This window comes from Geobacter grbiciae, assembly GCF_018531165.1.
GTDB lineage: Bacteria > Desulfobacterota > Desulfuromonadia > Geobacterales > Geobacteraceae > Geobacter > Geobacter metallireducens.
The window spans coordinates 115379-128557 of record NZ_JAHDIW010000006.1 but is presented as its reverse complement, the minus strand read 5'-3'; the positions used below and the strand labels follow the sequence as shown (position 1 = coordinate 128557).

Below are 13179 nucleotides of genomic sequence, written 5' to 3'. Positions count from 1 at the left end.
CGCCGTATATTATTTTCTTTCGACGTTTCGGGTTGAAGGTTTGCATTTTCGTGATTTAAGAGAATTAAGGAGCAGGTGACCCGAAACGCATCTACCGCAAGGAGGAAGTTATGCAAATTACCACAACGTTCAGGCACATGGAGCAGAGCGATGCCCTCAAGGGCTACGCTGCCGAAAAACTGGAAAGGGTTAAGAAATATATTGACGAACCCATTACCGCACAGGTCTTCCTCACCGTGGAGAAAATCCGCCACATGGCCGAGGTGACCCTGACCGCAAAGGGAGTCACCATCAAGGCCGCCGAAGAAACCAACGACATGTACGCTGCCATTGACGCTGTCGTGGACAAGATCGAGCGCCAGCTCCGGCGGTATAAGGAGCGCCTTAAGAACCACAAGCCGGCCGTCGACAATCGAGCCCTCGAAGTGCAGAAGACCATCCTTACTGCCGAGAGTATCGACCAGCAGCAAGAGCCGGTTATTGTCCGCAGCAAGACCATAACCATCAAGCCGATGTCCGTCGAGGAGGCGGTTATGCAGATGGATCTCCTCCACAAGGACTTCCTCGTTTTCACCGATTCCACCACCGAAGTCATCAATGTCGTCTACCGTCGCAAGGACGGAAACTACGGTCTCATAGAGCCGGCGCGCAAATAAAGAAGGATGCGCCGCGCCGCTGATTTGATTCGCGTGCGCGGCGTCCTTCCCTTTGCCTTGCGGCGTGGAGGGAGATCAGCAGTTGAACACCATCAGCCTCTCAATCGAAGACCTCCTCAATGACACGGAGTACGGTCTCGACCTCTCCCTCATTGCGGGAAGGGGAGGGGTCGGTCATCGTGTGTTCAGCTCTCGCATTCAGAAGCCGGGCCTGGCCCTCACCGGGTACACCGACCACCTCCATCCGGACCGGGTACAGGTGCTCGGGAATACCGAAATATCCTACTTGCGCCAGCTCCACGAGGAACTTGCTACGATTTTCGTCGACAAGTTCTGCGAATACCCTATTTCCTGCATCATCGTCACCAAGGGGCTTGATCCGCCCCAGTTCCTCAAGGATGCGGCCGAACGCGAAGCAATCCCCCTGCTGGTGACGCCACTTCAGTCGTCAACTTTTATCTCGCTCATTACAAAGTTTCTTGAGGAGCGGCTTCTCCCCACGACCCATATCCATGGTGTGCTTGTGGACGTTCTCGGCGTGGGCGTTCTGCTGCTGGGGAAAAGCGGCATCGGCAAGAGTGAGTGCGCTCTTGACTTGGTCATACGTGGTCACCGCCTCGTGGCAGACGACGTGGTGTTCGTGAAGAAGAAGATGCCGGCAGCCCTTGTTGGACAGGCTGCTGAGGCAATTCAGTATCACATCGAAATCAGGGGGCTTGGCGTCCTCAACATCAAGAACCTTTTCGGCGTCTCCTCTATCCGTGAAAAAAAGATCATTGAAATGGTGATTGAGCTGGTTGAGTGGGACCCTCAACAAGAATATGACCGTCTCGGCCTCGACGACGAAGTATATACCATTCTCGATCTGGAGCTCCCCTACATCAAGATTCCCGTCAGACCCGGACGCAACCTTACCTCCATCATCGAGGTGGCCGCCCGCAACCATCTCCTCAAGGGAATGGGTTACCACTCGGCCCGGGAGTTCCAGGAGAAGCTCCTGGCTCGGATGGAAAACCGTCCTCTTGGGGATGAGGTGGAGTAGCCGATGCGCGTTCTGGTAATCTCCGGTCTGTCCGGTTCGGGCAAGTCGACGGCGGTTCGAGTTCTGGAGGATGAGGGTTTTTTCTGCATCGACAATCTTCCGGTTCAGCTCTTCCCGACGATCATCGACCTGGTCAACAAAGCCCAGGAGACGGTGCCGGGGGTGGCTTTGGTCATGGACATCCGGGGGAGGGATTTTCTCAAGGGTTTCGAGAAGATCTTCCAGGAGATTGATGATGCCGGACACACCATTGAGATCATCTTTTTCGATGCAACCGACGAAGTTCTGATCCGGCGCTTCTCCGAGACCCGCCGGCGCCATCCTGCCTTGGAGAGTGGCTCGGTCCCCGAAGGGATTCGTTATGAACGCGAGCAATTGTCAGGGCTTCGACGCCTTGCCACCCTCGTTATCGACACGTCGGAGCTGAACGTCCATCAGCTCAAAGAGATGGTGCTGGCACGGGTGAAGGGAGAGGCCGGTGCCCGGAGGATGACGATCCATCTCCAGTCGTTCGGCTACCGGTACGGGATTCCCCTGGAATCAGATCTGGTTATGGATGTCCGTTTCCTATCCAACCCGCATTTCGTGCCGGAGCTCAAACCCTTGTCGGGGCTGGACCCCGGCGTCCGGAACTTTGTTCTTGAAAAACCCGAGACTGCCCAGTTTCTTGCCCGGTTCGAGGGGCTTCTCGAATACCTTCTTCCTGCCTATCAGCGGGAAGGAAAATCGTATCTTACAATCTCCATCGGCTGCACCGGCGGCAGACACCGTTCCGTCGCCCTTGTTGAAGAGCTCCGCCGATTCTTCGACCGCGCAGGCATTGCGGTGAAGGTGAGCCACAGGGATATGGAAAAGGGATGAAAAGATGATTGGATTGGTGCTCGTTACCCATGCCGGCCTTGCTGAGGAACTCCTCAGGGGGGCCGAGATGATCGTAGGACCCATTGAGTCCGCCGAAACCGTCGGAATCCGGCCGGGAGATCAGGCCGATGCGATCATGGAGCGCATCGCAGAGGCCGTGAAACGTGTTTCCGTGGACGGTGCGCTTATCATGACGGACATGTTTGGCGGGACGCCGTCGAATATGAGTCTTTCCTTCCTCGAGGCCGACCGCATCGAGGTGTTGACTGGCGTGAATCTGCCGATGGTCATCAAGTTTGCTGCCGAGCGGGACCGGATAGCTGTTGCCGAACTGGCCACGTCCCTCAAGGAGTGCGGCCGCGAGAGTATCGCCGTGGCCGGAGATTATCTGAAATAACCGGGAACTACAGGGACTGAAATGCTCGACCAGGAATTCACCATCATCAACAAACTCGGTCTCCACGCACGGGCCTCGGCCCTTTTTGTCAAGACGGCAAGCCGTTTTCGCTCTGACATAAAGATTGCGCGAGAGGGGATCGAAGTGAACGGCAAGAGCATCATGGGGATCATGATGCTGGCCGCGGCCAAGGGAACACTTATCAGGGTAAAAATCGAGGGGGAGGACGAGGCGGAAGCGATGGCCGCCCTCGGAGAGCTTATAACCAATGGATTCGGCGAGGAATGAAACGAGGATTTATCGCGGAATAGAAGCCTCGGCCGGCATTGCCATCGGCACGGCGCGCTTGACCGACCGCAGCCGTGTGGCTGTCACCGAGGTTTCCATCGGCGACGAAGAGGTGGAGTTGGAGTGCGCACGCTTCCTCGCAGCGCTCCAGGATGCCCGGGAAGAACTCCTTGCTGTCAAGGAGCATCTGGCGTCAAGCCGCGGTCCGGAACACCTCTATGTTGTCGATAGCCACCTTCTGATCCTTGAAGACGGGATGCTGACCCGTGGCACCCTCGATCTGATTGCCGGCGATAAGATCAACGCCGAAGCTGCCCTCAAGCGTAACCTTCTAAAGTTCAAAGAATTCTTTTCCGCCATTGAAGATGAGTATCTGCGCGAACGGGCCGGTGATGTAGAAACCGTCGTCGAGCGTATCATGCGCGCCATGGTGGGAAAACGACAGGAGTGCATCGGCTCCATTGACGGTGGCAAGATCGTCATCGTCGCCCACGACCTCTCTCCAACCGACATTCTCCAGATCGACAAGAACAACGTTATCGGCTTCATAACTGATCTGGGGGGACGAACATCACACACCGCCATACTGGCGAGGGCACTGGAAATTCCTGCAGTCGTAGGCCTTGAAACGATTACCGGCGAAGACATCGACGGACTGCCGATAATCATCGATGGCACTGACGGGACGGTGGTCGTCAATCCCGACCAGGATACCTTTCGCGATTACCTGCGGCGCAAGCAACGTTACGACTATCTGGAGCAGGAATTTCTTAAACTGCGGGATCTCCCTGCCGAGACCATAGACGGCCATCGGATTTCACTCATGGGTAACATTGAGTTTGCCGAGGAGATCCCAACGCTCAAGGGTCACGGAGGTGAGGGGATCGGTCTTTACCGGACCGAGATGCTTTACATGAACCGCCAGGGACTTCCCGACGAAGAAGAGCAATACTTGGCCTACTCCGCAATCGTCGAAGCAATGGCACCTCTGCCGATAACCATTCGCACCCTCGACGTGGGGGGCGATAAACTCGCCACCGACCTCCATCTGGAAGACGAGATGAACCCGGCCCTGGGACTGCGCGCCATTCGTCTGTCCCTCCGTAAACCCGAGGTCTTCAAGACCCAGTTGCGGGCAATTCTGCGCGCCAGCGTACGGGGAAAAATCCGGATATTCTTCCCGATGATTTCGGGGGTAGAGGAAGTGCGCGCCGCCAAGGCGATTCTGGAGGAAGCGAAAAACGAGCTCCGTGCTGAAGGAGTTCCCTTCGACAACGCCATTGAGGTTGGCATCATGATCGAGATTCCGTCGGCTGTGCTTGTTGCCGACATTCTTGCCCGGGAGGTGGATTTCTTCAGCGTCGGCACCAATGACCTCATCCAGTACTCGTTGGCCATCGACCGAACCAATGAGCATCTGGCGCACCTCTATCAACCTATGCACCCCGCTGTTCTCCGATCTCTCCGGACGGTGGTCGATGCGGCCCATGCCGCCGGAATCCGCGCCTGCATGTGTGGCGAGGTGGCGGGCGAGTCACGCTATCTTCCCATACTCCTCGGTTTGGGGTTTGATGAACTGTCCATGACCGGCGTGTCGATTCCGCGAGTCAAGAAAGTCCTGCGCCGGGCCGTCAAGGCTGACGCCCAGTTGCTCGTCTCCCGGGCCTTCACTTTTTCTACCGCAGCCGAAGTGGAGGCCTTCCTGAACAGCGAGATTTCCGCGCGGTTTTCCGAGAGTTTCGACTGATTCCTTTCAGTTTTCTTCCTTGACATCCGTTGTCGTCAGCTTATACAATTCACATCTTTGCAAATCATTGAGCAGACCATTTTCACCAGCGAGGAGGAACGATCAGCGATGGAGATGAAGGACTATATTTTTACCTCCGAATCGGTTTCCGAGGGGCATCCCGACAAGGTCGCGGATCAGGTGTCGGATTCCATTCTTGATGCGATTCTTGCACAAGATCCCAGGGCCCGCGTTGCCTGCGAAACCCTGGTAACTACCGGTATGGCGGTTATTGCCGGGGAGATTACCACGAGTGCCGTGGTGGACTATCCGAAGGTTGTCCGCGAGACCATCCGGGAGATCGGCTACAACGACTCGGCCATGGGGTTCGACTGGGAAACCTGCGCGGTGCTCGTTTCCATTGACAAACAGTCCCCTGACATCTCCCAGGGGGTCACGGAGGGAGAGGGGATGTTCAAGGAGCAGGGGGCCGGCGACCAGGGGCTCATGTTCGGCTATGCCTGCACCGAAACCCCCGAGCTCATGCCGATGTCCATCACCTATGCCCACAAGCTGACCCAGAAGCTGGCCGAAGTGCGCAAGAACGGGGTGCTGGACTTCCTCCGTCCCGACTCCAAGTCCCAGGTTTCCATTGAATATGTAAACGACAAGCCGGTGCGGGTTGACACGGTTGTCATCTCATCCCAGCATACGCCGGAGGTTTCCTACGAAACCATCAAGGAAGGGATCATCGAGGAGGTCGTGAAGAAGATTATCCCGGCCAACCTCATGGACGAACGGACCCGCATGCTCATAAACCCCACCGGCCGCTTCGTCGTCGGCGGTCCCATGGGTGACTGCGGCCTGACCGGACGCAAGATCATCGTCGACAGCTACGGCGGCCATGGTGCCCATGGCGGCGGCGCCTTCTCAGGCAAGGACCCCTCGAAGGTGGACCGCTCCGCCGCCTACATGGGGCGTTACGTTGCCAAGAACCTGGTAGCCGCCGGCCTGTGCGAGAAGTGCGAGGTTCAGGTAGCCTATGCCATCGGCGTTGCCGAGCCGGTTTCGGTCATGGTCGACACTGCCGGCACGGGTAAGATCTCCTCCAAGCGGATTGCCGAGATCGTCCGCGAGGTCTTCGACCTGCGGCCCCGCGCCATCATCGAGCAGCTGGACCTTCTTCGCCCCATTTATTGCAAGACCGCCGCTTACGGTCACTTTGGCCGCGAGCTGCCCGAGTTTACCTGGGAGCGGACCGACAAGGTGGATATGATCCGCCAGAAAGCATAAAGGCTGGGACCAGGGACCGGGGACCAGAAAAAGCAAAAGGCCGGGAGGATATACCTTCCGGCCTTTTGCTTTCCCGATTCCCGTACCCGTCTATGCGTTGTTCCCGGTCCCGGCCCTTCTGCTGAAGCGGTATCCCAGTCCCCGAACGGTATGAAAGTAGATCGGCCTAGCCGGGTTCGGCTCGAAGTATTTCCGGAGCCGCACGATGAAGTTGTCGAGGGTCCGGGTTTCGGTGTCGGAGGTGTATCCCCAGACGTTTTCAAGGATCTCCCGGCGGCTGATGGCCTCTCCCTCCCGCTGGAAGAAGAGGGAGAGCATCTTCACCTCCAGTTCCGTCAGATCGATTTCGCCCTGGGCGGTCCGGGCGTGATAGGAGAGAAGGAACACCTCGTTGTCGCCGAACCGGTAGGCTTCCTCCACCGGTTCCGGCCGGTACCAGGAGGAGCGCCGCAGCATTCCGCCGACCCTCAAGAGAAACTCGTTCAGGCTGAAAGGCTTGGTGAGGTAGTCGTCGGCGCCGCTTTGGAGCCCCGTGATCCGTGCCCCCTCATCGGAACGGGCGGTCAGAATAAGAACCGGCACGCGGCTGTCCATGGCGCGGATCCGTTCGCAGACGGCGAATCCGTCCATCCCCGGGAGCATGACGTCGAGAATGATGAGGGCGAAGCGGTCGTAGGCAAGGCGCTCCAGGGCTTCTTCGCCGCTCTCCACGTGGCTTACCCGGTATCCTTCCATTTCGAGGTTGAAACATATCCCCCGGGCCAGGTGCATCTCGTCTTCCACCAGGAGGATGTGGGGTTTTTCTTCGGTCATGGGGTTCCCCCCTTGCGGCGGGGGAGGGTGAGGCTGATGGTGAAAGTGGTCCCCTTCCCGGTTCCCGCGCTCATTGCGGTTACGGTTCCGGCGTGTTCCTTTACCACTGACTTGACGATCCAGAGGCCGAGGCCGGTCCCCCGGATTGCCTCGCCGCTGCTCCGGATGCGATAGAACTTCCTGAAAACATTATTAAGATCTTTCCGGTCTATCCCTTTGCCGTTGTCCTGGAAGGAGAGGATGCAGCGGTTCGCCTGCCGTTTCAGCGCGACGCGGATCTCCGGGGCACCGATACTGTACAGGATCGCATTCTCGAACAGGTTGCGCAGGACCGTTTCCATTCCCTCCACATCGATGGCCGCCGAAATCCCTTTTTCAATGTCGAGGATCACGTTTCCCCCTTCGGGGAGAACGTGGCGTTGCTGGTCCATGTACCGGGTCACCAGGGCGGAAAAATCCACCACCGGGTACTGGGAGGCACGGCGTCGCTGTTCAAGCTTGGCGACCATCAGGATATTGCTGGTGAGGTTGTCGAGCCGGTCGATGTCCACGAGCATGGTGTCAAGGAACCGTTCCAGCTTGTCGGGTGGAGGTTTGCGGAGACGGATTGTCTCCAGGTGGAGCTTGATGGAGGCCAAGGGAGACTTGAGCTCGTGGGTTGCCTGGGAGATAAAGTCCTTTTGCTCCAGGTTCAGGTTCGACTGGCGGCGCCAGTATATGAAGATGACGTAGACCCCCACCAGTATGATGACGAGGAGTACGATCCCCTCCACGAGCACCGCCCAGTCGAAGCCGCGGCCCAGGAGTTCGGGGCGGTAGCGTTCGGCCAGTTCCCGGAACTCCTTGTGGCGACCCACGAACCAGGTGATCCAGAAAAAAACCAGGAGCCCCCAGACAACCTGGATGCCGATCAGGGCCATGAGGGGATTGACGAGTCTCTTCAGCCACTTCATGGTGTTTTGTGTAGCACCCCACTGTTGTGTTTGCAAGGGTATTTCGTTTTACAAAAGTATTACACATGTTCCGCCCGCGGCTCTGCTATGGTAACCATCATACAAACAACACCGGCAGGGGGTGAGGAACATGGCAGGACCGCTTAAAATCGGCAAGTATGAAGTGAAATATCCGCTCATACAGGGGGGGATGGGAGTTCGCATATCGGGATGGCGGCTTGCCGGCCATGTGGCCAAATGCGGCGGCGTGGGGCTCGTGGCCACTGCCGGCATCACTCTCAACAGCGGCCTCTACACCGGTTCCAACTACCTCCAGTCCAATCCCGAGGCGCTGCGGCAGGAGCTGCGCAAGGCCTATGAGGTGGCTCCCGACGGGGTCATCGGCGTAAACATCATGGTAGCCCTTTCCGACTATGAAGATCTCGTTCGGGCCGCCATTGACGGCGGCGCCAAGGTGATAGTCTGCGGGGCGGGTCTTCCCATGACGCTTCCCGGCCTTACCGCCCATGCCCCGGATGTGGCTATCGTGCCGATCGTGTCATCGCTCCGTGCTGCTCAACTCATCGCCAAAAAGTGGGATAAAGGATACGGCCGCCTTCCCGATGCGGTTGTTGTGGAAGACCCAGACACCGCCGGCGGCCATCTGGGTGAAAAGCTGGAAAACATCGGCACCGGTGACTATGACCAGTACGGCACCATCCGCGCCATAAAGGAATTCTTCCGCTCCGAATACGGTAAAGAGATACCGATCATCGCCGCAGGGGGTATTTGGGACCGCGCCGATGTCCTCCATGCTCTTGCTGAAGGGGCCGATGGCGTCCAGATGGCGAGTCGCTTTGTGCCGACGGTTGAGTGCGATGCCGAAGACGCCTACAAGCAGATGTACCTCGATTGCCGCAAGGAGGATATTGGCCTCATCATGAGCCCGGCGGGGCTTCCGGGACGGGCCATTCTCAGCAACCAGGAGGGGATCGCCCTCTACGACCAGATCAATTCCAGCGAGTGCAACAACGGCTGCCTCAAGAAGTGCTCCTACAAGGAAACGGGCGAGCGCTTCTGCATCGTGAACGCCCTCGACCGGGCCCAACAGGGGGATGTGGAGTCGGGACTCGTCTTCTGCGGCACCAACGCCTGGAAGGCCGACCGCATCACCACCGTTCAGGAAATCTTCGACGAGCTTTTCGCGGAGGAGGCCAGTCAGGCTGAAAAGGCCGCTTGAGGCAGTTTGTTAGCCAAGGAGATAGTGGGGGTGCCAACAGGTGCCCCTTTTTTTTGTGAAAACGGCAATTCGACTTTGACCCTGTTGTGCCACAAATGCTATAAAACTCCTTTGCCTGTTGCTGTGATACCAAAATAACCATAACCAACGGAGGATACGATGTCGACAACCAGCACACAGACCGCGACAACTGCCGCATTCACGGATTGCCACGTACGGGACCTCTCCCTTGCCGCCTGGGGGCGCAAGGAGATGGTCATTGCCGAAACAGAGATGCCGGGCCTCATGGCCATCCGCGAGGAGTATGCCGCCAGCCAGCCCCTGAAGGGGGCCCGCATTGCCGGTTCGCTCCACATGACCATCCAGACCGCCATGCTCATCGAGACCCTGACGGTCCTGGGCGCCGAGGTGCGCTGGGCATCGTGCAACATCTTCTCCACCCAGGACCACGCCGCTGCCGCCATTGCCGCAGCCGGTATCCCGGTCTTCGCCTACAAGGGTGAGTCCCTGGAGGAGTACTGGGAGTTCACCCACCGGATCTTCGAGTGGCACGACGGCGGCACCCCCAACATGATCCTGGACGACGGCGGCGATGCAACGCTGCTGCTACACCTGGGGAGCGACGCGGAGAAGGACCCGTCGGTCATCGCCAACCCCACCTGCGAGGAGGAACAGTACCTCTTCGCCTCCATCAAGAAGCGCCTGGCCGAGAAGCCGGGGTGGTATTCGCAGACGGCCGCCGCTATCAAGGGGGTGACGGAGGAAACCACCACCGGCGTGCACCGGCTCTACCAGATGCACGAGAAGGGGCGACTCAAGTTCCCGGCCATCAACGTCAACGACTCGGTCACCAAGTCCAAGTTCGACAACATCTACGGCTGCCGCGAGTCCCTGGTGGACGGCATCAAGCGGGCCACCGACGTGATGGTGGCCGGCAAAGTGGCTGTCATCTGCGGCTACGGCGAGGTGGGCAAGGGGTGCGCCCAGGCCATGCGCGGGCTTCAGGCCCAGGTGTGGGTCACCGAGATCGACCCCATCTGCGCCCTCCAGGCCGCCATGGAAGGGTACAAGGTGGTCACCATGGAGTGGGCGGCTGACAAGGCCGACATCTTCGTCACCACCACCGGCAACATTAACGTCATCACCCACGCCCACATGAAGGCCATGAAGCACAACGCCATCGTCTGCAACATCGGTCACTTCGACAACGAGATCGAGGTGGCGGCCCTCAAGCAGTACCAGTGGGAGAACATCAAGCCCCAGGTGGACCACGTCATCTTCCCCGACGGCAAGCGGATCATCCTCCTGGCCGAGGGGCGGCTCGTGAACCTGGGTTGCGCCACGGGGCACCCCTCCTACGTCATGTCCTCCTCCTTCGCCAATCAGACCCTGGCCCAGATGGAGCTCTTCTGCAACCCCGGCAAGTACCCGGTGGGCGTCTACATGCTTCCCAAGGAGCTGGACGAGAAGGTGGCCCGGCTGCAGCTCAAGACCCTGGGCGCCATGCTGACGGAGCTCACCGACGAGCAGGCCGCCTACATCGGCGTGCCGAAGGCAGGACCCTACAAGACCGATCATTACCGGTACTGATTGGTGCCGAAATAAGAAGAAAGGCCGTCGGGAATGAATCCCGGCGGCCTTTCTTCTTTTTGCATGCATCGTGCGAACTTACTGTTTCGCCACCAATCCCTTCAACTCTTCGATCAGCTCCGCCAGAAAATCATACCCCTTCTGCCAGAAGTGGGGATCGGCCAAGTCGATCCCCGCCGGTTTCACCGTGTCTGCCGGCGACAGGGAGCCGCCGCTTTCCAGGATGCCGACATAGGTGGGGATGAACGCGTCGCCATCCTCCAGGTATTTCCGGTAGAGAGAGAGGACCAGAAGCTCCGCGAAGGTGTAGGAATAGCAGTAAAAGCGGGCGTGGATGAAATGGGAGATGTAGCTCCATCCCCAGCGGTAGGGCTCGATCATATCCACCGCGTCGCCGTAAAGCTTGCCGTTCTCCTCCCACCAGAGATCGCAGAGCCGTGATGAGGTCAGGAGCCCCTCCTTCCGCTCCTTGTGCATCCGTTCCTCGAAGCGGGTGAGGACGTTCTGGCGGAAGGTGGTGGCGATGATATCCTCGATCTTGGCGCAGAGAAGGGCGATCTTCACTTGCGGGTCGGATTCCCGTTCAAGAAGGAACCGGGTCAGGAGCATCTCGCCAAAGACCGACGCCGTTTCCGCCAGAGGAAGCGGTGCGTGGTAGTTGAGCATGGTCTGCTTCTGGGCCAGGACGAAGTGGAGCCCGTGCCCCAGTTCGTGGGCCAGGGTCGCCACGTCACGCAGGTTGCCGGTGAAGTTCAGGAGCACATACGGAGAGAGGCTCGGCGTCATCCCCATGCAGAACGCGCCTCCTCCCTTGCCGGGGCGTGGCAGCACGTCAATGCGCCGCTCGGCGAAAAAGGCGGCGCAGATATCCCGGAAGCGGGGCTGAAACGCGCCGTAGGCCTCCAGGACCAAGTCCCGGGCCTCCTCGAAGGTGTAACGGCGGTCCGTTTCGCCAACCGGGGCGTAGACATCGGTGTTCTTCAGCTTCGGAAGCCCCAGAAGCCGCGCCTTGAGACGGAAGTAGTCCCGGGCCAGGCCGTAGTTGGCCTCGGAGACATCCATGAGACGGTTCACCACCTCCTCGGGGATTTCGTTTCCCAGGTTCGTGGGCTCCATGGGGTGGCGGTAGCTGCGGAGCTCCAGTTCCTGGCCGTGGTCGAGAGCCACGGTGTTGAAGATGGCGCCAAGGGCGATTCCCTCCTCCTCGTGGCGCTTGAGGAAGGTGGCGAAGGCCCGCTCCCGCACCGCCGCGTCCGGGTGGTGGAGGAGCCCCAGGAGCTCCTCGCCGGTGAATTCCTGTTCCTCCCCCTCCAGCGTCATCCGGTAGCGGAAGGATGCCGACAGCTCGTCGAAGAGCCGGGTGAAGGCCTCGGCCCCCGTGAGGTTCTTCAGCTTCAGGAGCTGCTCCTCCCGCTCCGTGAGGGTGTGGGGCTTGAATTTGCGCACGCTCTCCAGATAGTGGCGGTAGCCGGACAGGCCGCCGTCCGCGACAATCTCCGTGAAGCGCCCGTCGGGGATCTCCATGATCTCCAGATCGAAGAAGAGGAGCTCGCGTCCCATGAGGTTGCCGAACTCGGCAGTCTGTTGGGAGAGCTTCTTGTGCTCGTCGTTCCCGGCGTCGGCAGCGAAGAGGAGATGGGTGTAAAGCTGGGGCTTCACGAGAAGCTCCGTGAGGGCTTCGTAGCGCCGGAGAGCTTCCAGAAGCCCGGCTGCATCGAGGGAGGCGACCTTCCCCAGGTAGGCTTCCCGGAATACTTTCGTCTCGGCTGCTCCTGAGGCGAGATCTGCTTCGAGTTCCGGTGCGTGTGCATGGTAGAGGGGATCGGTGTCCCAGAGCATGGCGGCGATGTCGGTTGTCATGGCAATCCTTTCAGGGAAAATGGGCGGTTGCGTTGCACTCCCATTCTGGATTACCACAGGGGAGAGAGAAATCAATAGCGTTTTTGAAAGGAAGGGGAGATACTTTGAGTTTCCGAGGATAATACATCCATGATCGAAGACCTGACCATTGAACTGCCCATCGACGGAACTCTCGATCTCCATACTTTCCGGCCCGGCGAGGTGAAGGATCTCGTCCCCGACTACCTGGCGGCCTGCCGCGAGCGGGGGATCTACTCGGTGCGGATCGTCCACGGCAAGGGTACCGGAACTCTGCGCCGGACCGTCCACGCCATCCTGGAACGGCTTGACGTTGTGGCCTCGTTCCGGCTTGCGGGAGAGGATGCCGGAGGGTGGGGGGCGACGCTGGTGGAATTGAAACAGATCTCTGTCCAACAATAATGCGGCAACCGCCGGAAGCTTTGCTGCCAAAAAGAAAGGCCCGCATTCGGCGGGCCTTTCG

At 59.0% G+C, this 13179-nt stretch carries 13 protein-coding genes; 10 read left to right on the top strand and 3 right to left on the bottom strand.

What is annotated here, in order from left to right; genetic code table 11:
- The first annotated feature begins 110 nt into the window (after positions 1–110).
- From hpf to metK, 7 genes are all read left to right on the top strand, one after another.
- Positions 111–656, top strand: coding sequence for a ribosome hibernation-promoting factor, HPF/YfiA family (gene hpf, locus KJB29_RS09700; RefSeq protein WP_215734409.1), 546 nt, complete (start codon positions 111–113; stop codon positions 654–656).
- A gap of 82 nt (positions 657–738) precedes the next feature.
- Positions 739–1698 carry an HPr(Ser) kinase/phosphatase gene (gene hprK / locus KJB29_RS09695; RefSeq protein ID WP_215734408.1) on the top strand — a complete coding sequence of 320 codons (960 nt, stop codon included), beginning with the start codon at positions 739–741 and terminating at the stop codon, positions 1696–1698.
- Positions 1699–1701: 3 nt separating this feature from the next.
- A complete protein-coding gene (rapZ, locus tag KJB29_RS09690; protein ID WP_215734407.1) occupies positions 1702–2559 on the top strand; it encodes an RNase adapter RapZ in 858 nt (285 codons plus the stop codon).
- A 4-nt stretch (positions 2560–2563) separates the two neighbouring features.
- Entirely contained in the window at positions 2564–2956 is a 393-nt protein-coding gene (locus KJB29_RS09685) for a PTS sugar transporter subunit IIA (RefSeq protein ID WP_214187064.1), read from the top strand.
- Positions 2957–2977: 21 nt separating this feature from the next.
- Positions 2978–3244, top strand: a complete 267-nt coding sequence (locus KJB29_RS09680) for an HPr family phosphocarrier protein (protein ID WP_215734406.1) — start codon at positions 2978–2980, stop codon at positions 3242–3244.
- On the top strand, positions 3225–4991 hold the full coding sequence (gene ptsP / locus KJB29_RS09675) for a phosphoenolpyruvate--protein phosphotransferase (protein ID WP_215734405.1): 1767 nt from the start codon (positions 3225–3227) through the stop codon (positions 4989–4991). The genes KJB29_RS09680 and ptsP overlap by 20 nt, the downstream gene beginning before the upstream one ends.
- A gap of 108 nt (positions 4992–5099) precedes the next feature.
- Complete coding sequence (gene metK / locus KJB29_RS09670; RefSeq protein WP_215734404.1) at positions 5100–6263, top strand: methionine adenosyltransferase; 1164 nt, start codon at positions 5100–5102, stop codon at positions 6261–6263.
- A gap of 90 nt (positions 6264–6353) precedes the next feature.
- Here metK and KJB29_RS09665 read toward each other — a convergent pair whose 3' ends face one another.
- Positions 6354–7076 (bottom strand): response regulator transcription factor, encoded by a 723-nt coding sequence (locus KJB29_RS09665; RefSeq protein ID WP_215734403.1) that lies wholly within the window; start codon positions 7074–7076, stop codon positions 6354–6356.
- Positions 7073–8029 (bottom strand): sensor histidine kinase, encoded by a 957-nt coding sequence (locus KJB29_RS09660; RefSeq protein WP_215734402.1) that lies wholly within the window; start codon positions 8027–8029, stop codon positions 7073–7075. The genes KJB29_RS09665 and KJB29_RS09660 overlap by 4 nt, the downstream gene beginning before the upstream one ends.
- 130 nt (positions 8030–8159) lie before the next feature.
- Here KJB29_RS09660 and KJB29_RS09655 point away from each other — a divergent pair, with 130 nt between their 5' ends.
- Together KJB29_RS09655 and ahcY are read left to right on the top strand one after the other, a co-directional pair.
- On the top strand, positions 8160–9248 hold the full coding sequence (locus tag KJB29_RS09655) for an NAD(P)H-dependent flavin oxidoreductase (RefSeq protein ID WP_215734401.1): 1089 nt from the start codon (positions 8160–8162) through the stop codon (positions 9246–9248).
- 159 nt (positions 9249–9407) lie between these two features.
- A complete protein-coding gene (gene ahcY, locus KJB29_RS09650; RefSeq protein WP_215734400.1) occupies positions 9408–10838 on the top strand; it encodes an adenosylhomocysteinase in 1431 nt (476 codons plus the stop codon).
- 78 nt (positions 10839–10916) lie between these two features.
- Here the strand turns inward: ahcY and KJB29_RS09645 are convergent, their stop codons facing one another.
- Positions 10917–12698 (bottom strand): M3 family oligoendopeptidase, encoded by a 1782-nt coding sequence (locus KJB29_RS09645; RefSeq protein ID WP_215734399.1) that lies wholly within the window; start codon positions 12696–12698, stop codon positions 10917–10919.
- 129 nt (positions 12699–12827) lie between these two features.
- Here KJB29_RS09645 and KJB29_RS09640 point away from each other — a divergent pair, with 129 nt between their 5' ends.
- On the top strand, positions 12828–13118 hold the full coding sequence (locus KJB29_RS09640; RefSeq protein ID WP_215734398.1) for a Smr/MutS family protein: 291 nt from the start codon (positions 12828–12830) through the stop codon (positions 13116–13118).
- Positions 13119–13179: the final 61 nt, after the last annotated feature.

What these genes read in the sequence shown, in the direction of transcription:
- metK (WP_215734404.1), top strand. Translation starts at nt 5,100, where the DNA reads ATGGAGATGAAGGACTATATTTTTACCTCCGAATCGGTTTCCGAGGGG.
- KJB29_RS09665 (WP_215734403.1), bottom strand. Translation starts at nt 7,076, where the DNA reads ATGACCGAAGAAAAACCCCACATCCTCCTGGTGGAAGACGAGATGCAC.
- KJB29_RS09680 (WP_215734406.1), top strand. Translation starts at nt 2,978, where the DNA reads ATGCTCGACCAGGAATTCACCATCATCAACAAACTCGGTCTCCACGCA.
- KJB29_RS09660 (WP_215734402.1), bottom strand. Translation starts at nt 8,029, where the DNA reads ATGAAGTGGCTGAAGAGACTCGTCAATCCCCTCATGGCCCTGATCGGC.
- KJB29_RS09655 (WP_215734401.1), top strand. Translation starts at nt 8,160, where the DNA reads ATGGCAGGACCGCTTAAAATCGGCAAGTATGAAGTGAAATATCCGCTC.
- KJB29_RS09645 (WP_215734399.1), bottom strand. Translation starts at nt 12,698, where the DNA reads ATGACAACCGACATCGCCGCCATGCTCTGGGACACCGATCCCCTCTAC.
- ptsP (WP_215734405.1), top strand. Translation starts at nt 3,225, where the DNA reads ATGGATTCGGCGAGGAATGAAACGAGGATTTATCGCGGAATAGAAGCC.
- hpf (WP_215734409.1), top strand. Translation starts at nt 111, where the DNA reads ATGCAAATTACCACAACGTTCAGGCACATGGAGCAGAGCGATGCCCTC.
- ahcY (WP_215734400.1), top strand. Translation starts at nt 9,408, where the DNA reads ATGTCGACAACCAGCACACAGACCGCGACAACTGCCGCATTCACGGAT.
- KJB29_RS09640 (WP_215734398.1), top strand. Translation starts at nt 12,828, where the DNA reads ATGATCGAAGACCTGACCATTGAACTGCCCATCGACGGAACTCTCGAT.
- KJB29_RS09685 (WP_214187064.1), top strand. Translation starts at nt 2,564, where the DNA reads ATGATTGGATTGGTGCTCGTTACCCATGCCGGCCTTGCTGAGGAACTC.
- rapZ (WP_215734407.1), top strand. Translation starts at nt 1,702, where the DNA reads ATGCGCGTTCTGGTAATCTCCGGTCTGTCCGGTTCGGGCAAGTCGACG.